The 22,040-nt window shown below is 73.3% G+C and carries 16 protein-coding genes and 1 pseudogene; 9 read left to right on the top strand and 8 right to left on the bottom strand.

Going from position 1 to position 22,040, the window contains the following annotated elements:
• Positions 1-55 precede the first annotated feature (55 nt).
• A complete protein-coding gene (locus Pen02_RS35695; RefSeq protein WP_203870603.1) occupies positions 56-1,456 on the bottom strand; it encodes a cation:dicarboxylate symporter family transporter in 1,401 nt (466 codons plus the stop codon).
• An 85-nt stretch (positions 1,457-1,541) separates the two neighbouring features.
• Here Pen02_RS35695 and Pen02_RS35690 point away from each other — a divergent pair, with 85 nt between their 5' ends.
• A complete protein-coding gene (locus Pen02_RS35690) occupies positions 1,542-3,113 on the top strand; it encodes a sensor histidine kinase (RefSeq protein WP_203870602.1) in 1,572 nt (523 codons plus the stop codon).
• Positions 3,110-3,814, top strand: a complete 705-nt coding sequence (locus Pen02_RS35685) for a response regulator (RefSeq protein ID WP_203870601.1) — start codon at positions 3,110-3,112, stop codon at positions 3,812-3,814. The genes Pen02_RS35690 and Pen02_RS35685 overlap by 4 nt, the downstream gene beginning before the upstream one ends.
• 186 nt (positions 3,815-4,000) lie before the next feature.
• Here Pen02_RS35685 and Pen02_RS35680 read toward each other — a convergent pair whose 3' ends face one another.
• The gene (locus Pen02_RS35680) at positions 4,001-4,915 is read right to left on the bottom strand and encodes a cation diffusion facilitator family transporter (protein ID WP_203870600.1); all 915 of its coding nucleotides are present in this window, start codon (positions 4,913-4,915) and stop codon (positions 4,001-4,003) included.
• A 119-nt stretch (positions 4,916-5,034) separates the two neighbouring features.
• Positions 5,035-6,024: a LacI family DNA-binding transcriptional regulator gene (locus tag Pen02_RS35675; protein ID WP_275413650.1), complete on the bottom strand. Its 990-nt coding sequence runs from the start codon at positions 6,022-6,024 to the stop codon at positions 5,035-5,037.
• 228 nt (positions 6,025-6,252) lie between these two features.
• On the opposite strand from Pen02_RS35675, the pseudogene Pen02_RS42250 reads away from it, so the two are divergent.
• Positions 6,253-7,455, top strand: a pseudogene (locus Pen02_RS42250) (MFS transporter); the annotation flags it as partial.
• A 1-nt stretch (position 7,456) separates the two neighbouring features.
• Here the strand turns inward: Pen02_RS42250 and Pen02_RS35670 are convergent.
• The gene (locus Pen02_RS35670) at positions 7,457-9,772 is read right to left on the bottom strand and encodes an MMPL family transporter (protein ID WP_203870598.1); all 2,316 of its coding nucleotides are present in this window, start codon (positions 9,770-9,772) and stop codon (positions 7,457-7,459) included.
• 185 nt (positions 9,773-9,957) lie between these two features.
• Here Pen02_RS35670 and Pen02_RS35665 point away from each other — a divergent pair, with 185 nt between their 5' ends.
• Both Pen02_RS35665 and Pen02_RS35660 read left to right on the top strand, forming a co-directional pair.
• Positions 9,958-11,328, top strand: a complete 1,371-nt coding sequence (locus Pen02_RS35665; protein WP_203870597.1) for a sensor histidine kinase — start codon at positions 9,958-9,960, stop codon at positions 11,326-11,328.
• The gene (locus Pen02_RS35660; RefSeq protein WP_203870596.1) at positions 11,325-11,972 is read left to right on the top strand and encodes a response regulator transcription factor; all 648 of its coding nucleotides are present in this window, start codon (positions 11,325-11,327) and stop codon (positions 11,970-11,972) included. Before Pen02_RS35665 ends, Pen02_RS35660 begins: the two co-directional genes overlap by 4 nt.
• A gap of 153 nt (positions 11,973-12,125) precedes the next feature.
• On the opposite strand, the gene Pen02_RS35655 is transcribed toward Pen02_RS35660, so the two are convergent.
• A complete protein-coding gene (locus Pen02_RS35655; RefSeq protein ID WP_203870595.1) occupies positions 12,126-13,442 on the bottom strand; it encodes a family 43 glycosylhydrolase in 1,317 nt (438 codons plus the stop codon).
• A gap of 208 nt (positions 13,443-13,650) precedes the next feature.
• On the opposite strand from Pen02_RS35655, the gene Pen02_RS35650 reads away from it, so the two are divergent.
• Together Pen02_RS35650 and Pen02_RS35645 are read left to right on the top strand one after the other, a co-directional pair.
• Entirely contained in the window at positions 13,651-14,193 is a 543-nt protein-coding gene (locus Pen02_RS35650) for a DUF6624 domain-containing protein (protein ID WP_203870594.1), read from the top strand.
• A 41-nt stretch (positions 14,194-14,234) separates the two neighbouring features.
• A complete protein-coding gene (locus Pen02_RS35645) occupies positions 14,235-14,894 on the top strand; it encodes a thiaminase II/PqqC family protein (protein WP_203870593.1) in 660 nt (219 codons plus the stop codon).
• Between the two features lie 224 nt (positions 14,895-15,118).
• Here Pen02_RS35645 and Pen02_RS35640 read toward each other — a convergent pair whose 3' ends face one another.
• Together Pen02_RS35640 and Pen02_RS35635 are read right to left on the bottom strand one after the other, a co-directional pair.
• Positions 15,119-16,759, bottom strand: a complete 1,641-nt coding sequence (locus Pen02_RS35640; protein WP_203870592.1) for an MDR family MFS transporter — start codon at positions 16,757-16,759, stop codon at positions 15,119-15,121.
• Positions 16,756-17,262, bottom strand: coding sequence for a MarR family winged helix-turn-helix transcriptional regulator (locus tag Pen02_RS35635; protein ID WP_203870591.1), 507 nt, complete (start codon positions 17,260-17,262; stop codon positions 16,756-16,758). The genes Pen02_RS35640 and Pen02_RS35635 overlap by 4 nt, the downstream gene beginning before the upstream one ends.
• A gap of 127 nt (positions 17,263-17,389) precedes the next feature.
• On the opposite strand from Pen02_RS35635, the gene Pen02_RS35630 reads away from it, so the two are divergent.
• Together Pen02_RS35630 and Pen02_RS35625 are read left to right on the top strand one after the other, a co-directional pair.
• Positions 17,390-17,974, top strand: a complete 585-nt coding sequence (locus tag Pen02_RS35630) for a TetR/AcrR family transcriptional regulator (RefSeq protein WP_203870590.1) — start codon at positions 17,390-17,392, stop codon at positions 17,972-17,974.
• Positions 17,975-17,991: 17 nt separating this feature from the next.
• Positions 17,992-18,648: a TetR/AcrR family transcriptional regulator gene (locus tag Pen02_RS35625; RefSeq protein WP_203870589.1), complete on the top strand. Its 657-nt coding sequence runs from the start codon at positions 17,992-17,994 to the stop codon at positions 18,646-18,648.
• A 21-nt stretch (positions 18,649-18,669) separates the two neighbouring features.
• Here the strand turns inward: Pen02_RS35625 and Pen02_RS35620 are convergent, their stop codons facing one another.
• Entirely contained in the window at positions 18,670-21,969 is a 3,300-nt protein-coding gene (locus tag Pen02_RS35620; RefSeq protein ID WP_203870588.1) for an AfsR/SARP family transcriptional regulator, read from the bottom strand.
• Positions 21,970-22,040: the final 71 nt, after the last annotated feature.

The raw sequence follows: 22,040 nt of genomic DNA, 5'->3' as shown, positions 1-22,040 counted from the left end.
ACACGGGTACGGCGCCACCCGGGATCCAACCGGATGACGCCGTACGCGGGAATTGTCAGACCTTGGCGGGTGTCTGCTCGGTGGCCGGGTCCGCCGCCGGCTGCTCGGCCGGGGTCGGCTTCGGTTCGTCGGCCGGTTCGGCGCCGTGGTCGTCGAGCATGGTGCTCTCGTCGAACGGGTCGCCGCCGGCCAGCACCACCCGGGCCCGGTCCCGGTCGAACTCGCCGGTCCAGGTGCCGATCAGCAGGGTCGCGACGGCGTTGCCGGCGAAGTTGGTCAGCGCCCGTGCCTCGGACATGAACCGGTCGATGCCGACGATCAGCCCCACCCCGTCGACCAGGTCGGGACGGTGGCTCTGCAACCCGCCGGCCAGGGTGGCCAGCCCGGCCCCGGTGATCCCGGCGGCGCCCTTCGAGGCGATGATCATGAAGACCAGCAGCGAGATCTGCTCGCCGACCGAGAGCGGGTCACCCATCGCCTGCGCGACGAAGAGCGAGGCCATGGTCAGGTAGATCGCCGTGCCGTCCAGGTTGAAGGAGTACCCGGTGGGGACCGTGATCCCGACGACCGGCCGGCTGACCCCGACGTGCTCCATCTTGGCGATCAGCCGGGGCAGCGCGGACTCCGACGAGGAGGTGGAGACGATCAGCAGGAACTCCCGGCCGAGATAGCGCAGCAGGCTGAAGATGTTGATCCCGGAGACCAGCTTCAGCAGCAGGCCGAGCACCACGAAGACGAAGATGAAGCAGGTGGCGTAGAAGCCGAGCATGATCTGGGCGAGGCTCTTCAGCGCGTCCACGCCGGTCGCGCCGACCACTGCGGCGATGGCGCCGAAGGCACCGATCGGAGCCAGCCACATGATCATGGTGAGGATCTTGAAGACCAGCCGCTGGAGCTGCCCCACGGCCCGCAGTACCGGCCGGCCCCGCTCGCCCATCGACTGCACCGCGAACCCGACCAGCAGCGCCACCAGCAGGGTCTGCAACACCTCGCCGCCGGTCAGCGCCGAGAACAGGGTGGTCGGGATGATGCCCAGCAGGAACTCGGCGGTGCTCTTGTCCGGCGAACTGCCGGCGGCGTTCTGCCCGGCCTCGGCGACCGACGCGTCCAGGTGCAGGCCGGTGCCCGGATGGATCAGGTTGCCGACCACCAGGCCGATGGCCAGGGCTACCGTCGACATCAGCAGGAAGTAGCCGAGCGCCAGGCCGCCGACCTTGCCGACCTTGGCGGCCTGCCGGATCGACCCGACGCCGAGCACGATGGTGCAGAAGATGACCGGGCTGATCATCATCCCGATCAGGTCGACGAAGCCGGTCCCGATGGGCTTCAGTTCCTTGGCCACGTCGGGGGCGAGGAAACCGACCGCGATGCCGGCGAGGACCGCGACGATCACGGCCAGGTACAGGAAGTGGGTCCGGTCCCGGCGTACCGGCGGGGGAGGGCTGGGGGTCTGCATGTCGCAGACTGTGGTCGGTGTCTCAGTCCGAGGCATCATTGCGTTCATTCTGTTCATCACGAGGACCCGGACCGGAAACATGCCGATGACCCGACGCTGGAGCATCGCCCGCGAGCTGTTCGTGCTCCAGGTGCTGGTGGTGACCCTGTTGGTGGCGGTCGGGATGGCCGGCGCGGTGCTGCTCGCCCGGGACGACGCCCGCAATGCGGCGATCGAGGAGGTCACCGCCGTGGCGGAGACGATCGCCCGTTCTCCGCAGGTTGCCGACGCACTGCGTACTCCCGACCCGACCGTCCGGCTCCAGCCGTACGCCGAGTCGGTGCGGGTCGCCACCGGCACCGACTTCGTGGTGGTGATGGCACCGGACCGGACCCGGTACACCCATCCCAACACCCGGCTGATCGGCCAGCCGTTCGTCGGGTCGGTCGACGCCGCGCTGGACGGCGGGACGGTGGTCGAGGAGTACACCGGCAGTCTGGGGGAGTCGGTGCGGACCGTCGTACCGGTCCGGGCCGCCGACGGCCGGGTGGTCGGGCTGGTCTCGGTGGGCATCACCACCGAGGCGATCAACCGCAAACTGCTGCGCCAGGTACCCGCCGTGACCGTCGCGACGGTGGCGGCGCTGGCCCTGGCCGCAGCCGGAGCGTGGCTGCTCAGCCGACGGCTGCGCCGCCAGACGCACGGGCTCGGCCCGGCCGAGATGCGCCGGATGTACGAGTACTACGACGGCGTGCTGCACTCGGTGCGCGAGGGCCTGATGGTGGTGGACCGGGACGGCCGGGTGGCCCTGGTGAACGACGAGGGGCGGCGGCTGCTCGGGCTGGCCGGAGACGCCCCGCTGGACCGGCACACCGACGACCTCGACCTGCCGTCCGAGATCGCCGACCTGCTCCGCTCCCGGCGGACCGCCGCTGACGAGCCGGTGCTGGCCGGTGACCGGGTGCTGGTGGCCAACCAGCGGGTGACCCGGTTCGAGGGACGTATCCTCGGCACCGTGCTGACGCTGCGTGACCATACCGAGTTGCGCGCCCTGACCGGCGAACTCGACCAGGTACGCGGACTCACCGACGCGCTGCGGGCCCAGGCGCACGAGGCGGCGAACCGGCTGCACACCGTACTCACCATGGTCGAACTCGGCCGCACCGACGAGGCGGTCCGGCTGGGTACCGCCGAACTGGCGCTGGCCCAGCAGCTCACCGACCAGGTCGTCGGCGCCGTCACCGAGCCGGCGCTGGCCGCCCTGCTGCTCGGCAAGTCGGCCCAGGCCAGCGAGCGGGGCGTGGAGTTCGTCGTGGACGACGAGTCCCGGATCGACGGCCAACCGCTGCCCAGCCGGGACCTGCTGACCGTGGTCGGCAACCTGGTCGACAACGCGCTGGAGGCGGTGGCCGGAACCGATCCGCCACGTAGCGTGACGGTGCTGGTCGCCCGGTCCGGTGCCGAGGTGGTCGTCCGGGTCACCGACACCGGTCCGGGGCTCACCGGAGCGCAGGCCGCCGCCGCTTTCGACCGGGGCTGGACGACCAAGCAGCAGGGGCGGGGGCTCGGACTGGCCCTGGTGCGGCAGGTCGTCGAGCGGTACAGCGGCAGCTACCAGGTGTCGACCGGGGCGGCCGGCGGTGCGGTGGTGACGGTCCGGCTGCCGGTGCCGGGGTGACCGCCATCCGGGTGCTGGTGGTCGACGACGAGCCGTTGATCGCCGACGCGCACCGGGCGTACACCGAACGGGTCGACGGTTTCGAGGTGGTCGGCGTCGCGCTCAGCGCGCGGGATGCGATGGCCGCGCTCCGGTCCGAGCCGGTCGACCTGGTGCTGCTGGACCTGAACCTGCCGGACGTACCCGGCCTGGAGGTGTGCCGGGCGCTGCGTGCGGCCGGCAGCGACACCGACGTCCTCGCCGTCACCTCGGCCCGGGACATCGCGATGGTCCGGGCCGCAGCCGCGCTCGGGGTGACGCACTACCTGCTGAAGCCGTTCACCTTCGCGGCGTTCCGCGACAAGCTGGACAGCTACGCCCGCTACCGCGACCAGTTGCTCGGCGCGGGCCAGGTGGCGGCGCAGCACGAGATCGACCGGGTCTTCGCGACCCTGCGCGCCGTGCCGGCGGACTCGCTGCCGAAGGGGCTGGACGTCGGCACCCTGGACCGGGTGCTCGGGGCGCTGCGGGCGGCGCCGGGCGGGTCCGGCCTGTCGGCGGCGGAGGTGGCGGCCCGGATCGGTGCCTCCCGGGTCACCGCCCGCCGCTACCTGGAACACCTGGCCGAGACCGGGCGGGTGGTCCGCAGCCCCCGCTACGGCGGCCCGGGCCGGCCGGAGGTCGAGTACCGTCCCGCGCCAGTCGGCCGCCGCCCGGCGTGAGCCTGTTGTTTCGGCGTGAGCCTGTCGTCCTAACCTGAGCCTGTTGTCCCGGCGTGAGCCTGGTGTCCCGGCCGAACCTGTCGTGCCGGCCTGAGCCTGTCGTGCCGGCCTGAGCCTGTTATGCCGGCGTCGAGGGTGTCGTGCCGGCGTCGAGGGTGTCGTGCCGTGCGGTCCGGAGGGCGGCGATTACCACTCGGCGCCCTGGCAGACCTTCTCGGTGGTCGGCGGCTCGACCTGGAGGGTGCAGTGGTCGATGCCGAAGCCGTCGTGCAGCCGCTCCCGGGCGGCGGCGAGTACCGGTGCCACGTCGGCGCCCGGGGCCAGCGCGAGGTGCGCCGAGGCGACGTCCATCCCGGAGGTCAGCGTCCAGACGTGCAGGTCGTGGACTCCGGCGACCCCGGGTACGCCGGTCAGACTGGCCGCGACGGCGGCGACGTCGATGTGCGGCGGCGCGGCCTGCACGAGTACCCGGATCGCGACCCGGGCGAGTTGCCAGGTGCGGGGCAGGATGAACAGGCCGACGGCGACCGCGACGACCAGGTCGGCGTACCGCCAGCCGGTGGTGGCGATGACCACGGCGGCGACGATCACCCCGACCGAGCCGAGCAGGTCGCCGAGCACCTCCAGGTAGGCGCCCCGGACGTTGATGCTCTCCTTGGCGCCGGCCCGCAGCAGCAGGAACGCCACCACGTTGGCGGCCAGCCCGACGACCGCGACCAGCAGCATCGGCCCGGCCAGCACCTCGGGCGGGTCGTCGAACCGGCGTACCGCCTCGACGATGACGAAGAGCGCGACGCCGAAGAGCAGTACGGCGTTGGCCAGCGCGGCGAGCACCTCCAGGCGGTAGAGCCCGAAGGTGCGCTGGGCGTGCCGGGCGGCCCGGCTGGCGGCGGTGATCGCGGCCAGGGCCAGGCCGATGCCGAGCACGTCGGTGAACATGTGCCCGGCGTCGGAGAGCAGGGCCAGCGAGCCGGTCCACCAGGCCGCCGCCGCTTCGAGCAGCATGACGCCGCCGAGCACGGCCACCGCCGCCCACAGCGGTTTGCGGTGCCGAACGCCTGCCCGGATGGCCTGGCCGCCGTGGTCGTGGCCTGCGCCCATGCCCAGCCTCCCGCCGTCGATGCCGTCGGGAAACAAAGTATGCGTACATTGCAATGTGTGCAAGTTGAAACTGGATGCCGATGTCGGTCCGGCCCGGTCCCGCCCCGGTCAGCTCGTCGTCAGGCGCTCTCCCGCAGGATCAGTTCCGACGGGTACGCCGTGGCCGGCGGCACCCGGACCCGGTCGAGTACGGCCCTCGCGGCGGCCGTGGCGATCTGCTCGACCGGATGGCTCGCGGTGGTCAGCGCCGGTGCGCTCAACGCGGCGAACGGCACGTCGTCGAAGCCGGCGACGGCGATGTCCCCGGGCACGTCGATCCCGCGTCGGCGCAGCGCCGCCAGCACACCGAGCGCCATCGCGTCGCTGCTCGCGAAGACGGCGTCGGTGTCCGGCCAGCGCTCCAGGATCGTCAGCATCGCGGCCTGACCACCGGGGGCGGTGAAGTCGCCCGGCACCAGCCGGACCGGCAGCCCCGCCGCCCGCATCACCTCGCGGTAGGCGGTGACCAGCCGCCGGGTGCAGGGCTGCCACTCCGGACCGCTGATCATCGCGATCCGGCGCCGCCCCGACCCGTGCAGGTGGCCGACGATGGTCCGGGCGGCACCCCCGTTGTCGACGTCGAACGACGGTACGGTCCGGGAGCCGATGCCGATCGACACCGCCCGGCCCTCCAGCGCGGCCGGTACCGACTCCAGGATCAGTTCGGTGGTGTTGACCATCAGCACCCCGCGCACGCCACGGTCCTCGGCCAGTCGCCGCAGCCGGACCGGCGCGTGCATCGGCAGCCACTCCAGGGCGACCCCGACCTCCTGGTGCGCGCAGACCTCGGCGGCGGCCCGGACCACCCGGTCGACGTACGGGTCGTTCAACACCGTCGGTGTCGCCCCGGCGACGGCCACCACGAGGCGTACCCCGGCGCCGGTGGCGAGGGCCCGGGCCGCCGGGTCGGGGGCGTAGCCGAGTTGCTCGGCCGCCGCGACGACCCGGTCCCGGGCGGTCGCCGAGGCGGCGCCGTAGCCGGCGATGACCCGGGAGGCGGTCGACCGGGAGACGCCGGCCATCCGCGCCACGTCCTCCAGGGTCGCCCGGCGCGACACCGGCCTAACCACGTCGGCTCCCCGGGGCGACCCGGCTCGGGCACGATGGGCAGACGGCGGAGAGAACGGGCTGGCGCATACGAAAATCATGCACCCGGGACGCACGCGTCGGCGAGGGGGTGGGAGCGCCGGAAGAATCGGCGGCCCGGCTGGTTAACGGCTTGCGCCGAGAGCGTTCCCAGGGGTGCGATCGAGTCGGCGGCCGGTCCGCCGGAAGTCGACGCAGCGGGGAGGCATCAGGTGGAACCGTCGACCGGTACGCCGCGACCATCGGCCGTGCCGCGATACGTCACCACGGCCCGGACCGGGGTCGCCGTCGTCTTCGGGCTCAACGGTCTGGCCGTCGCCTCGTGGTTCGCCAGGGTGCCGGCGGCCCGGGACGCCCTCGACCTCACCCCGGGCCGGCTGGGTCTGCTGTTGCTGGCGCTCTCCGCGGGCGCCCTGCTGGCGCTGCCGGCCGCCGGGGTGCTGGCGAACCGGCTGGGCACGACCCGCACGGTGGCGCTCGGGACCGGACTGGCCGCGCTCGGACTGGCCCTGGCCGGCGTCGCCGCCGGTGGCTGGCAGGCGGTGCCGGCCGTCGCGGTCGGGCTGTTCCTTCTCGGGTACGGCTCGGGCACCTGTGACGTCGCCATGAACGTCGAGGCGGCGGCGGTCGAACGGCGACTCGGCCGTACCGTGATGCCCCGGTTCCACGCCGCCTGGAGCCTGGGTACGGTGGCCGGTGCGGTCGCCGGGGCCGGCAGTGCCCGCTTCGACGTGCCGATCGGGCTGCACCTCGGACTGGCCGCCGTGCTGATGCTGGCCGGTACGCTGCCCGCCGCCCGGGTGTTCCTGCCGGCGACCGAGGCCGCACCGCCCGACCCGACGACCGGACCGACCCGGGGCAGCCGGCCGCTGGCTGCCTGGCGTGAGCCGCGCACCCTGCTGATCGGGCTGTTGGTGCTGGTGATGGCCTTCACCGAGGGCACCGCCAACGACTGGCTGGCACTGGCCTTCGTGGACGGTCACCGGGTGACCGACGCGGTCGGCGCGGTGGCCTTCGGTGTCTTCGTCGCCTCGATGACGCTCGGCCGGACCGCCGGCACGGTCGCGCTGGACCGGTGGGGCCGGGTGCCGGTGCTGCTCGGCAGCACCGTGCTGGCCACGATCGGCGCGGTCGCGGCCGTGCTGGCCGGCCCGTGGCCGCTGGCGATGGCCGGCGTGGTCCTCTGGGGACTCGGCACGGCGCTCGGCTTCCCGGTCGGCATGAGTGCCGCCGCCGACCAGGAGACCCGGGCCGCCGCCCGGGTCAGCGTGGTCGCGGCGATCGGCTACACCGCCTTCCTGGCCGGGCCGCCGCTGGTCGGGCTGCTCGGCGACCACGTCGGCACCCTGCGGGCCCTGCTGGTCGTGCCACTCGTCCTGCTCCCCGCCCTCTTCCTGATCCCGGCGACCCGCCCGCTCACCGACGCCGCCCCATCCGCTCCTCATCGACCCGATCCGCCTCTACCGGATCCTCCTCGCCCCGATCCTTCTCCGTCCGATCCTTCTCCGCCCGGTCCTCGTCGACCCGATCTCCCTCGACCGGGACGTGGGCCGGGCTCGTCCGGGGACTCCACCGCTGCTCCCGGGAACCCCACCGGGAGTGCAGCCGCCGCAGCGGAGCCGGCGCCCACCAGTTGGCCCGGCCGGCCAGGCTCATGACGGCCGGCACGAGCAGCCCACGGACGACGGTCGCGTCCATCAGGATCGCCAGGGTCAGGCCGATCCCCATCAGCTTCAGGAAACTCATCCCGCTGACGCCGAAGGCGGCGAAGGAGACGGCCAGCAGTACGGCCGCAGCGGTGATCAGCCGTCCGGTCTTCGCCAGCCCGGCGGCGATCGCCTGCCGGTTGTCGCCGGTGCGGTCGTACTCCTCCTTGATCCGGGAGAGCAGGAACACCTCGTAGTCCATCGACAGGCCGAAGGCGACGCAGAACATCAGGATCGGCATCGACACGTCGAGCTGCCCGGTGGCGGTGAAGCCGAGCAGCCCGGAGAGATGGCCGTCCTGGAAGATCCACACCATCGCGCCGAAGGTCGCGGTCAGCGACAGCAGGTTCAGCACGACCGCCTTGACCGGTACCAGGACGCTGCCGAACACGACGAACAGCAGCAGCCCGGTGGTGGTCGCGATGATGGCCAGCGCCAACGGCAGCCGGTCGGCGATGGCGGCCTTGGCGTCGACGAGTTCGGCCGCATCCCCACCGACGTTGAAGTCGAACGGCGGGTCCAGGGCGCGGATCCGCTCGACCAGGTGCTCGCCCTCGGTGGAGCGCGGCACCACCGAGGGCACCACGCTCAGCCACGAGCCGGCCACCGCCGTCTGCACCGTCACCTCGGCGACGCCGTCGACCGCGCCGACCTGGCGGGCGAACGCCGTGACGGCCTCGGCGTCCGCACCGTCGGCGTCGACGCCGGGCAGCACGATGCCGAACTCCTCGGTCCGGTTGCCGGCGAACCCGGTCTCGATCGCCTCGACGATTTGCCGGGCCTCGTTCGACGGCGGCAGCGCCTGGTACGACGGAAGTCCCGGGTTGACGCCGAGGAACGGGATGCCCAGCGCCAGCAGGAAGACGACGACTCCGGTCGCGACCGGCACCGGCCGACGCATCACCGCGCAGGCGAGCCGGTACCAGAAGCCCGCCTCGACCGGCCTGGCCGTACCCTGTCGCAGCGCACCGGCGATTCTTCCGGCCATCCGGCTTCCGGTCGATGGGGCGGACGACCGGTTCACCCTCGGGCCGAGGGTCGCCAGCAGGGCCGGCAGGGTCAGCAGCGCGCCGGCCGCCGCGCAGCAGACCACCGCCACACCGGAGTAGGCGAAGGAGCGCAGGAAGGACAGCGGGAAGACCAGCAGCGCCGAGAGCGAGACGGCCACGGTGAGCGCCGAGAACGCGACCGTACGGCCGGCGGTCTCGACGGTCCGCAGTACCGCCTCGTCCGTCGACCGGCCGGCGGCCAACTCCTCGCGGAACCGGCTCAGGACGAAGAGCGAGTAGTCGATCGCGAGCCCGAACCCGAGCCCGGTCATCAGGTTGATCGAGTAGACCGAGACCTCGGTGAGCTGCGCGATGCCGAACAGGGCCAGGAAGGCGCCGACCACCGACACCACCGAGACGACCAGCGGCAGCGTCGCCGCCACCAGTCCGCCGAAGACGAGCAACAGCAGCACCAGCGTCACCGGTACGGCGAGCAGTTCGGCCCGGAGCAGGTCGGTTTCGAGCTGCTTGCCGATGGCCTCGTCGATCGCGTACCCGCCGCCGACCCGGACCGTGATCGGGCCGTGGGTACCGGCGTGCCGCTCGGCCACGCCGGCCGCCGCCTCCTCCACCTGCTCCTCGGTCCCGTCGAGGTCGACGACGACAAGTGCCGAGGTGCCGTCGGTGGAGCGGAGCGCCGCCGGCCGACCCGTCGACCAGTACGAGACGGTGCTCCGTACCCCGGGCTCGTCGGCGAGGTCGTCGGTCAACGCCGTACCGGCCGCAGCCACCGCCGGGGCGTCGACGTTTCCGCCGTCGGCCTCGACCAGCAGCACCAGTTCGGGTCTGGGGGCGCCGACCTCGGTCAGGAAGGCTTCGGCCCGGGTGGACTCGGCATCCGGGTCCGCGAAGCCGCCCCCGCCGAGCTGGCCGAACAGCCCCGTTCCGACCGCTCCGGCGGCGACGACGAAGAGGACGGTCAGGGCCAGCACCAGGCGGCGACGACGGACGACGAGTTGACCGATTCTGCTGAACACGGTGTGCTCCCGAGGGCCGGGGAATGGGTATGCGCCCATCGTCTGCGCCGGCACCGTCCGGCCACATCGGACCGGAGATCGCTTCGGAACCGGGCTCGGGCCGGGGCCGGACCCGTACCGGGGGCCGGGTCGGGGTGTACCCGGGGACGGGGTTTTCCGGCCGCGCCCGGCGGTAGTCTGCGGGCGTGGAGCAGACGGGCTTGCGGTCGTGGGGTGGGTCGTCCACGACGGGCCTGGCCCTGCCGCTCGCGGCCCTGGCAGCGGCGCTGCTCGTCTTCCTGACCGCCGGCGTCAGCGTCGGCCTGGTCGGCATGCTCGTCGTCGCCCTGGTGCCGTGGGCGCTGCTGGCCGGCCAGGTCCGGGTCGGGCCGTGGCCGATGGCGGTGCTCGGCGTCGGCGTGCCCGCGCTGGTCACCTTCTGGTACGACGCGCCGGGCGCGATCTTCCTGGCCCTGCTCACGGTGACCCGGCTGGCGGCGATGGGCGGCTCGTGGCCGGCCGAGGCGGTCGCCTGCGTCGGCGCGGTTGCCGTGCCGGTGGCGCTCGTCGCGGTCGAGGGCGAGTGGCGCGAGGACTACCCGGCCGTGGTCTTCTTCGGCACCGGAACGCTCTTCACCTGGGTGGTCGGCCGCATCCTGCGCCGGGAGCGGCAGCTCGTGGCCGCGCTGACCGAGGCGCACGACCGGCTCGACGTCGCCGCCGCGGCGGCCGAGCGCCGCCGGATCGCCCACGACGTGCACGACGCGGTCGGGCACGGGCTGACCGTCGTACTGCTCAACCTGGTCGGTGCCCGGCAGGTGCTGGAGCGTGATCCGGTGGCGGCGGCCGAGGCGCTGGACCGGGCCGAGCAGGTCGGTCGGGACAGCCTGCGCTCGGTACGCGCCATCGTCGGCCTGCTGCGCGATCCCGGCGAGTCCGGGGCACGGCCGCCGCAGCCCGGCGCGGCGGAGATCGTGGACCTCGTCCGGGACGCGGCGGCGGCCGGCCTGCCGGTCCGCGCCGAGGTGGCCGGCGACCTGCGGGCCGTCGACGCCTACGCCGGGCTCGTCGGGTACCGGATCGTGCAGGAGGCGATTAGCAACGTGCAGCACCACGCGCCGGGGGCGGAGGCGGTGGTACGGGTCGTCCGGCACCCCGACCACCTCACGGTGTCCGTACGCAACGGCGCTCCGGCCGGCGGCGTGGAGCCGACCGGGGTGGACGACGAGCGGTACCGGCCCGGGCCGGCAACCGGCCGGGGCGGTGCCGGGCCGGACGGGATGCGGCAGCGGGTCGGCACGTCCGGCGGTACCGGGCTGGAGGGGATGCGGCAGCGGGTCAGCGCGTCCGGCGGTACCGGGCTGGAGGGGATGCGGCAGCGGGTCGGCGCGCTCGGCGGGACCGTGTCGGCCGGGCCGGACGGCGACGGGTGGCTGGTGGAGGCGTCGCTGCCGGTACGGCGTACCGAGGAGCCACCGATGCCGGTGCGGCACATTGCGGAGCCGTCGTTGCCGGTGCGGCATGTCGAGGAGGCGTCGCCCCGGGTGCGGAGCGCCGGGGCGGAGGTGCCGGAGTGATCCGGGTCGTACTCGTCGACGACCAGGAACTCGTCCGGGCGGGACTGCGGCTGATCCTGTCGGCCCACGACGACCTCGCCATCGTCGGCGAGGCGGCCGACGGCCGGGCCGGGGTCGACCTGGTGCGGCGGCAGCAGCCGGACGTCGTACTCATGGACATCCGGATGCCGGTCCTGGACGGGATCGAGGCGACCCGGCTACTGACCGGTGCCGGGGGTGGCCCGCCGGTGCTGGCGCTGACCACGTTCGAGGACGACGAGGTGCTGTGGGGGGTGATCGAGGCCGGCGCGGCCGGTTTCGTGCTGAAGGACGCACCGGCGGCGGAGTTGGTCGGCGCGATCCGGGTCACCGCCCGGGGCGGCTCGTGGTTCGATCCGCAGGTCGCCTCGCGGGTGCTGGCGCTGGTCCGGGGCCGGCGGGCCGGCCGGCCGGCGTCGTCGGTGGCCGCGTTGACCGGCCGCGAGCTGGAGGTGCTCCGCCTGGTGGCGTCGGGCGCCAACAACCTCGAGATCGCCGCGTCGCTGCACCTGAGTGAACGGACCGTCAAGGGGCACGTCTCGGCGATCTTCCTCAAGCTCGGCGTCCGGGACCGGGCCGGCGCCATCGTCCGGGCCTACGACGCCGGCATCGTGCCCGGACCGTGACGCCGGCAGTCGCGCCCGACCCCGTGACGCCGGCAGTCGCGCCCGACCCCGTGACGCCGACGATCGCGCCCGGTCCCGTGCCGCCGGAATCCGTGCCGGAGGGTGACGCGGTGCCCGGAGCGGAACAGTAGGCGGGGCGTACGGGTGGCGCCGTCAGGCGATCTCGATGTGGTCCAGTTCGGCCCAGCGGCTGCGGTAGGTCAGCCGCAGCGTGTTGACCCCGGCGGTCAGGGTGACGTCGACCCCGACCTGCCGCCAGTTCTCCCAGCCGGAGTTGGGGTAGTTGACCACCTGGGCCGCGGCACCGTTGACGGTGAGCGTGTGTTGCGCGTCGCCGTAGCCGGCCGCGTAGCCGAGATGGGCGGTGTAGGCGCCGGCCCGGGGAGCGAAGACGGAGACCTCGATCCAACTGTCCGGGTGGTCGAGGTACGCCACCGCCTGCCCCTGCGACGCGCTCGCGCTGCTGCGTACGGCGCAGTTGTTGAGTAGTCCCCGTTCGGCCTCGTAGCGCACCCGACTGCCCCGGACCACGGGGTTCTCGCCGCTCCAGCCGAGTGCTGCCACGTACATGCCGCGCACGGTGTCGTTCTGCAACCAGCCGTGGAACACGATGGAGTCGCCGCCGGGCTCGCGTACCAGGTCGGCGCCGCCGGGTCCGGTGACGTGGCCGTCGGTCGTCGCCGTCGTGATCAGTGACCGGTACGCCTTGGTGTACGGCCCGGTCAGCGAGGTCGAGGTGGCGTAGCTGGTCTGGTATCCGGCGCCACCGTAGCCGCCGACGGAATAGAACAGCACGTAGCGGGAGCCGACCCGGGTCAGCACCGGCGCCTCGATCACACCGGCCTCCTCGGGGCGACCGCTGCGCAGCAGTTCGACCCGGGCACCCTGCAACGTCACCCCGTCGGCGGCGACCCGTTGCAGCCAGAGGCTGGTCGGCTGCCCGATCGCGTTGCCGTCGTCCTTGTAGAGCAGGTAACGCAGCCCGGTGCCGTCGACGAAGCTCGACGCGTCGATGTCGCCGCCCTCGTCGCCGTTGCAGACCAGCGGCGCGGTACCGACGGCGGTGAACGGGCCCAGCGGTGAGGTGGCCAGCGCCGCGCCGATGCACTGCCGGCCGACGGCCCGGCTCCGGGCGGTGTAGTAGAGCAGGAACCTGCCGTCGGCCCGGGCCGAGACGTCCGGCGCCCAGGTCAGGCCGCCGCTGGCCCAGGCACCGAGGGTCGGCATCGCGTCCGGGCGGCGGGTCCACGGCCCGGTCAGGGAGCTGGCGGTGGCGACCGGGACGTTTCCGTTGGCGTTGTTCGTCGAGTAGGCGTAGTAGGTGCTGCCGTGCCGGATGACGTCCGGGTCGGGGAAGTCGCTGCCGATGACGAGCGTCGCCGGCACCGTCGCGGCGGCGGCGACCCCGGGGCTGACCAGCAGCGGGCTGGCCGCGAGTACGGCGACCGCGAGTGCGAGACCTCGACGCATAGAAGAGTCTAACTACTCCACCGACCTAAATGTAAAGAACCCTTCGAGTCAGAGGGGGTTGCCGTACTCGCCGTACTCGCCGTACTCGCGAACTTGTCGAACGTGTCGAACCTGCGAACCCGTCGGCCGCGTCCGGCCCGATCGGCGGGTCGGCCGGCTGACCGGCCGCGCTCTGGTGACCTTGCCCGACGGTGGCCATGCTGGACAGATGCCGGACGCCGGGCTCGCGGCCGAGTTGGTCGCGCGGATGGATCGCGACCAGCAGGCCCGCGCCGAGGCGGTCGGTCGCCGGGTCGACGGGGACGTCTGGGCTCGGATCCAGGCGATCGACGTCGAGAACACCGCCTGGTTCGCCGCGCTGCTCGACCGGCACGGCTGGCCCCGCCGCAGCGAGGTCGGCGAGGAGGCCTCGGGCGCCGCTTGGCTGCTCGCGCAGCACGCCGACCTCGACCGGCAGTTCCAGCGCCGCTGCTTGGCCCTGCTCACCGAGGCGGTACGGGCCGGCGAGGCGGAGCCGGCGCACCTGGCGTACCTGACCGACCGGGTCCGGCTGGCCGAGGGCCGCTCGCAGTGGTACGGCACCCAGTTCTGGTACGGCCCGGACGGCGACGGTGAGCTCCAGCCATGGTCGATCGAGGACCCCGCCGGAGTCGACGACCGGCGCCGCTCGGTCGGGCTCGAACCGCTCGCGGACCACGCGAGGCGGCTGCGTCAGCAGGAGCGGACCACCGAACCGCCGGCCGACGGGTGAGCGCGCACCAACACGGGCACCGACATCGGGAGGGCCGGACAATGGCGGACACCGCTCGGGAACTGCTGGAGTCGATGCGTACGGGGTTGACGACCGCACCGGCGGAGAACCGTTTCGTGTCGGCGGTGGTGGACGGGCGGGCGCCGCTGGCGGCGTTGGCCGCGCTCGCCGCCGAGGAGCACCACATCGTCCCGGGGGACCGACGCGCCTTCCTGCTGCTGGCCGCTCGGGCAACCGAGCCGGCCAGCGTCGACTTCTTCAGCACACTGGCCCGGGGCGAGGGCGTGGTGCTTCCGCTGCTGCCGGCGATGGCGGCCGGCGCGGGGATGACGGCGCCGGAGCTGGCCGGTTACGAGCCCCGGGCGGGCTGTCAGGCGTACGCGAATCATGTCGCCTGGCTCGCACTCAACGCGGATCCGGCCGAGGTCGCGCTCGCGCTGGCGGTGAACTTCGCGGCCTGGGGTGGCTACTGCGCCACGCTGGCCCGCGCGCTGCGCGACCGGTACGGGTGGGACGACGGAGCCTGCGCCTTCCTGGACTTCTTCGCCACGCCCGCGCCGGAGTTGGCACGGCAGGCGGTCGACGCGGCGCAGGCCGGGCTGGACGCGGGACGGCACTTCCCGTACGCCCGACGCTACGCCCGCCTGCTGCACGACTACGAGACCCTGTTCTGGAACACCCTCGCGGACATTCCGGCCTGACCGCTGCCCCGCTTGACCGCTCTCCGGTCGCGGGGCGGACGGGAGGCGGGGACGGCGCAGGCCGGACGACCACCCGGTGGGGCTGGTCGTCCGGCCCGGTGCGGGTGCCCCGACCGACCGGGTCATCGGCCAGCGGGGCGCACCGAGTACCCCCGCTCTGTGTCTGTAGTGGATGCACGGGTGCCCCGGCCGACCGGGTCATCGGCCGGTGGGGCACCGCGCGGTCAGCGGCGGGCCGCCGCCCCGTCCGGGGTGGGGTCGGTCGCCGTGGGGGCGCCGTCGATGGCGCCGGCCGCGGTGGCGGCGCTGGTCGCCGGGTCCGGCAGGTCGAGGCTGGTCCGCAGCGTGACCGGCTTGAGCAGCGCGGCGGCGATCACCCCGACCACCGCGATCGCGGCGGAGATCAGGAAGATCTGCCCGGTCGCGTCGCCGTAGGCGTTGCGCACGATGTGCGCCACCGCGTCCGGCAGTGCGGCCAGGTTGAGGCTGCCGCCCGCGCTGCCCGCCCCGGAGGCCGGGATGCCGGCCGCGGTCAGGTCGTGCGTGATCTGCTCGGTGACCTGGCGGGCGAGTACCGCGCCCAGCACGGAGACGCCGATGGTGCCGCCGAGGGAACGGAAGAAGGCCACCGTGGAACTCGCGGCGCCGATGTCCCGCAGCGGTACGGCGTTCTGCACCGCGAGGACCAGGTTCTGCATGGTCATCCCGACCCCGATCCCGACGAGCAGCATCGCCGCGCCGACGAAGACCAGGGAGGTCTCGTGGTCGATGGTGCCGAGCATCAGGAAGCCGGCGACCAGGACGATCGCCCCGACCACGATGTACGGCTTGATCCGCCCGCTGCGGGTGATCAGCCGCCCGGCCACGATCGACGAGGCGAGCACGCCGACCATCATCGGGATGGTGAGCAGGCCGGCCTCGGTGGGGCTGTAGCCTCGGCCGATCTGGAAGTACTGGCCGAGGAAGACGGCGCCGCCGAACATGGCCATCCCGACCGCGAGGCTGCCGACGATCGCCAGTGCGGTGGTGCCCTGCCGGACGATGTCGAGCGGTACGACCGGCTCGGCGGCGCGGGACTCGACCACGACGGCGAGGGCGAGCAGGACCAGACCCGCGCCGACCATCGCGCCGGTCTGCCAGGAGAGCCAGCCGAACGAGCTGTCGACGAACGAGATCCAGACCAGCAGTACGCTCACCCCGGCCGCGATCAGCGTGGCGCCCAGGTAGTCGATCTTGACGTTCTCCCGGCGTACCGTGACCAGGTGCAGGGTGGCCTGTAGGACGAGCAGGGCGATGATCGCGATCGGTACACCCACGAAGAAGCACCAGCGCCAGCCGAGCCAGGACGTGTCGACGATCAGTCCGCCGAGCAGCGGGCCGCCGACGGTGGCCAGCGCCATCACGCCGCCGAGGTAGCCGTTGTACCGGCCCCGCTCGCGGGGCGGGATCATCGCGGCGATGACGACCTGGACCAGGGCCTGCAACCCGCCGACCCCGATGCCCTGGAAGGCGCGGGCCGCGATGAGCTGGCCGGCGTTCTGGCTGAGCCCGGCCACCACGGAGCCGAGTACGAAGATCACGATCGCGGTCTGGACCAGGATCTTCTTGTTGAACAGGTCCGACAGCTTGCCCCAGATCGGGGTGGTGGCGGTCGCGGTGAGCAGGGTGGCGGTGACCACCCAGGTGTACTGGGTCTGCGAGCCGTTCAACGCGCCGATGATCTTCGGAAGCGCGGTCGAGACGACGGTACTGCTCAGCAGGGCGACGAAGAGCACCAACAGCAGGCCGCTGAGCGCCTCCAGGGTGCGCCGATGGGTCATCGGCTCCGCTTCGGTCGCGGGTGGAAGGGTGGTGGGTGCGCTCATCGCGCGGCCTCCAGCTTTTCTTGAGGGTTGATCTGTCCGGGGCGCCGGTCGAGGCTGCCCTGGATGTCCGTCACGAACCTGTCGAGTGCGCCGGTCAGCGCGTCGATCTCCGCCGGGCTCCAGTCGGCGAGCGCGGCGCCGAGCAGGTCGCCGTACCACTCGCGGGCGTCGGCCAGCGCCGTACGGCCGTCGTCGGTGAGTACGAGGAAGCTCGCCCGCCGGTCGGCCGGGTCGCTGCGCCGGGCCACCAGGCCCCGCGCCACCAGTGCCGCGACCGCCCGGCTGACGGTCGAGGGGTCGAGTCCGGAACGGTCGGCCAGTTCCTTGGCGTGACAGCCGTGCGTCCGGTCGGCCAGCCCGTCGATCTGGAGCAGCATGCCGACCATGCCGGACGGTACGGCCGGCCGCTCGACCGCGCGCCGCTGCCGGATCAGCCGCAGGGCCGACATCAGGTCGCGGAGCCGGTCGCCGAGCTCGGTGTGCCGGACACTGCTGCTGTCCACCTCGCCTCCCCGGGCGCTCGGTCGTGGCATACGGCGGTTGGTTGTCGCATACAAGGATCACGAATGGCTGCGCAGTGTGCAAGTTTTCTCGTTGAGAAATGAGTCACCGCCACGTAGGCTGGTCCCGATGGATGAGACGGTGGGGCGGCGGGAGCGCAAGAAGGCCGCGACGCGTGAGGCACTGCACCGGGCGGCACTCCAACTCGCCGCCGAGCAGGGGCCCGACCGGGTGACCGTGGAGGCGATCGCCGACGCCGCCGACGTCTCCCGCCGGACGTTCTCGAACTACTTCGCAAACAAGGAGGAAGCGCTCTTCCACGCAGATCTGGTGCGGATTCGCCGGCTGCTGGAGCTGGTGCACGCCCAGCCGCTCGACACCCCGCCCTGGACCGCACTCACCCGGGCCGCCGAGGAACACGCCCGGGAGAGCGAGGACGTCGACCCGCTGTGGCTGGCCCAGCGGCGGCTGATCCGCAGCCATCCGAGCCTGGCCGCCCACCAGATCGCCGCGTACGGCACCGTGGAGCAGGAGTTCACCGCCGAGATCGCCCGTCGGCTGCCGGCGGAGCCGGAGAGCCCGCTGCGGGCCCGGGTGCTCGCCGGGACGTTCCTGCACGCACTGCGCGCGGCCACCTCGCACTGGACCGACCACCCGGAGCGGTCCCTCGCCGAGCTGGTCCGCGCCGCCCTCGGCTACGTGACCGCGGAATGACCCGGAACGACCGCGGAATGACCGCCGAACCGGCAGCGACCGGAGCGGCCGGTGGACCAGGAGCGGCCGGCCGGCGTGGGCCGCTGCGCGCCGGTGACACCCGGGCCCGGATCCAGGACGTCGCGCTCGACCTCTTCGTCAGCGAGGGCTACGACCGGACCTCGCTGCGCGAGGTCGCCGACCGGCTCGGCGTGACCAAGGCGGCGCTCTACTACCACTTCCCGGCCAAGGAGGACATCGTCGACAGCCTCCTCGAAGAGCGGATCGACGCCCTCGACGAGTTGATCGAATGGGCGGAGCGTGAGCCGGACCCGGTACGGATGCACCGGGAGTTCGTCCAGCGCTACGCCACCGGCCTGTACCAGTCCGGCCGGCAGGCGCAGATCAGCCGGTTCGTCGCACGCAACCGGAGTGTCGTCGACGCACTGCCCGGCGGGCAGCGGTTGGCCGCCCGGATGCGGCGGGCACTGGATCTGCTCGTCGCGCCGGACGAGCCGCTGGGCGTACAACTTCGCCGGGTCCTGGCCGTCTGCTGTCTGCACGTCGGTGACCTGCTGGTGGACGGGCTCGGCGAGGAGCGGGAACGGCGGGCGGCGCTGATCGAGATCGCGCTGGAGACGATGGGCAGCGCGGAGGACGCGCACCGTCGCGCCCGGGCGGCCGGGTCGGGCTGAGCGAGGTGCCCGGGACGGCGGTCAAGCCGGGTCGGGGGCGTGCCGGGCGAGCAGGGCGTGGGCCTGCGCGGCGAACGGCGAACCGATCCCGGTGAACAGGTCGGCCGCCTCCCGCCAGTACCCGGTCGCCTCCGGGCGCCCCCGGGCGGTGGTGATCTCGCCGAGCAGGACCAGCGCCTGCGCCTGGCCGAGCCGGCAGCCGGACTCGCGGTGCAGGCGCAGCGCCAGCTCGGCGTCGTCGGCCGCCTCGTCGCCCCGGCCCTGCCGCAGCCGCAGTCGGCTCCGCAGCACCAGCGCCTTCGCCTCCATCAGCCGCAGCCCAGCCGCCCTCGCCCGGGTCACCGCGTCGGGCCGGGCGGATGCCGGCTCCATAACGGCCGGTCCCGGTGTATCGGGGTCGACGGCCTCCAACAGGGCGAGCGCGGCCAACGACTCGATCTCGACCCGGGGATAGCCCAGCTCGACCGCGAGGTCGTGACCGCGCGCGTAGTGCGCCAGCGCCAGCGCCGGCCGGTCGGTCGCCAGGTAGACCGAGGCGAGGGTGGCCAGCGAGTCGGCGGCGTACCGCCGGTGTCCGATCTGCTCGGTCAGCTCGACGGCGAGCCGGCCCTGCTCCTCGGCCCGGTCGTAGCGCCCCGCGTCCCGGTGTACCGTCGCCAGGCCCTGCCGCGCGATCGCCTCCTCGGGGCGTGCCCCGCACTGCTGGTATCTGCCCAGCGAGTCCTCGAAGAGGGCCAGCGCGCTGTCCAGGTTGCCCAGCTCCAACTCCACCCCGGCCAGGTTGACCAGCGCGGTCGCCGCGCTGAACAGCGCCCCGTGCGTCTCGGCCAGTTCGAGCGCGCGGGAGAAGTAGGTCCGTGCCCGGTCCAGCTCGGCGAGTTCGAGCCGGGCGACGCCGAGGTTGATCAGGGTCGAGATGGTGCGTACCCGAGCCGACTCGCCGATCACGTCGACCCAGCGCAGCGAACGGTCGAACTGCGCGGCGGCCGGCGCCAGCTCACCGAGGTTGAGGTGGACCAGGCCCCAGATGTTGGCGATGCTGGCGGCCAACTCGGCCTGCTGGTGGGCCTCGGCCAGCGGTTGTGCGGCGGCGAGATGGCTGAGCGCCTCCTGGAACCGGTTGGTGACCAACGCCAGCGTGCCCCGGGTCAGCAGCATCATCGCCTCGGCCCGCTCGTCCGCCGTACGACGGGCGGCGTCCAACGCGGCCCCGCTCGCCGCGTCCAGTTCGGCCAGGTGGTAGCGGAGCAGCATGTCCGGCCGTACCGCGTAGGTGAGCAGCCAGGAGTATTCCGTGGGGCCGTGCAGCGCGGCGTGCTGGACGGCGGAGCAGATGCCGGCCCGCTCGGCGTCGAGCCAGTCCAGCGCCGCCCGGTCGGAGTCGTGCACCGGTGTCCGCAGGCCGGGCGGCGGCGCGGGCGGATCGGCCGGGTACATCATCGGATAGCACCGGATCGTCGCGTCGTTGGCGCCGTGTAGATACCAGTCGAAGAGGCGGCGCAGCGCGGCGGCCTGTTCCTCCGCCGGATCGTCGACGCCGGCCCGGTCGGCGGCGTAGAGCCGGAGCAGGTCGTGCAGGCGGAACCGCTCCATGGTGTGCCGCTCCACCAGGTTCGCCGCAGCGAGCTGGTCGAGCAGCCGACCGGCGTGTTCCTCGTCGAGCCCGAACAGCGCCGCCGCGCCCGGCACCGACACGTCCGGCCCGGGCACCAGCCCCAACAGCCGGAACGCCCGTCGCTGTGCCTCGTCCGAGCCGGCGTAGGAGAGGTCGAACGCCGAGCGTACGGTCAGGCTCTGGTCGCCGTCGGCGGTGAGTTTCGCCAGCCGGTCCCCGGCGGCCAGTTGCCGGACGTATCGCGCGGGGTCGAGCGACGGCCGCCCGGCCAGGTTCGCCGCGACGATCCGCAGTGCCAGCGGCAACCGGCCGCACAGATCGGCCAGCTCGGCCGCCTCCCGCGCGTCGAGCTGGTCCGGCCCGACGATCCGGCGGAGCAACTGGTGCGCCTCGTCCGGGACGAGCAGGCCGAGCTGGAGCCGGCGAGCACCGTACAGCGCGGTCATCCCGCCGAGGTCCGACCGGCTGGTGAGCAGCACGGCACTGCCGGGCCGGCCGGGCAGCAGCGGAGCCACCTGCGCGGCGTCGGCGGCGTCGTCGAGCAGCAGCAGCACCCGACGGTCCGCGAGTCGGGAGCGCAGCAGTGCGGCGCGCTCGTCCGTCCCGTCCGGCAGGCCGGCCGGGTTCACCCCGGCGGTGCGCAAGAGTTCCGCGAGTACGTGTGCGGCGTCCCGGCGGTCCGGCCCTGCCCCGTGCAGCCGGACATACCACTGGCCGTCGGGGAAGTCGGCGGATGCCTGGTGGGCGGCCCGGATCCCGAGCGCCGACTTGCCCACCCCCGGCGGTCCGCTGATCATCACGACCGCCGGCCCGCCGCCCGAGGGCTGCCGCAGCTCGTCGAGGAGTTGCTTGAGTTCGGTGTCCCGACCGACGAAGTCGCGGACGTCCAGCGGCAACTGACAGGAGACCGTCCACGGTGGAGCGGCCGGGGCCGCCGGAGTGGCGTCGTCGGCGGGCGCCGGGTCGCCGCGCAACAGTGCGAGGTGGACCTGTTGCACCTCCTCGCCGGGGTCGACCCCCAACTCCTCGCGGAGCCGCCGTCGGACCTCGCGGTAGACGGCGAACGCCTCGCCCCGCCGGCCACTCGCCGCCAGCCCGCGCATGAGCTGCACCCAGAAGCGTTCCCGCAACGGATGCCGGCCGGTCAGTCCGTGCAACTCGGCGACCACCGCCGACTGGTCGCCCGGCGCCCGCAGGTCGAGGTCGATGCGCCGCTCCAGCGCCGCCAACCGCAGCTCGACCAGCCGGGGTACGACCTCGCGGTCCAGGAAGTCCGAGCCCACGTCGATTAGCGGCTCGCCCCGCCACAGGCCGAGGGCCGCCCGCAGCGCCGCCACCTCGGTCGCCGGATCGACGGCCTCCCGGGCCGCCTCGGCCCGCCGCAGCGCTGTCTCGAACCGGCCGAGGTCGACGTCCTCCGGGTCGACCGCGAGCCGGTAGCCGGCCATCTGACGCTCGATCCGGACCGGTTCGTCGCCGGCCCTGTCGAGGCTTCGGCGCAGCCGGGTCACGCAGGTGTGTACGGCGGCGCGGGGGTTCTCCGGCCCGTCCGGGCCCCAGATGGCCTCCACCAGTTCGTCGACCCCGACCGCCTCGGCCGGGTGGACGAGCAGGGTGGCGAGCAGTGCCCGCTGCCGGTGGGAACCGATCCGCACGGGCCCGTGGGCCGAGTGGATCTCCAGCGGTCCGAGGATGCCGAAACGCATTCCCTGCCTCCCCCGCAAGGATTTCTCCGAGTCTATTCCTCGGGTATGTCACCTCGGCGGTGGCATGTCCG

This window comes from Plantactinospora endophytica (genome assembly GCF_016862915.1).
Lineage (GTDB): Bacteria > Actinomycetota > Actinomycetes > Mycobacteriales > Micromonosporaceae > Plantactinospora > Plantactinospora endophytica.
This window is presented reverse-complemented; position numbering and strand designations above follow the sequence as displayed.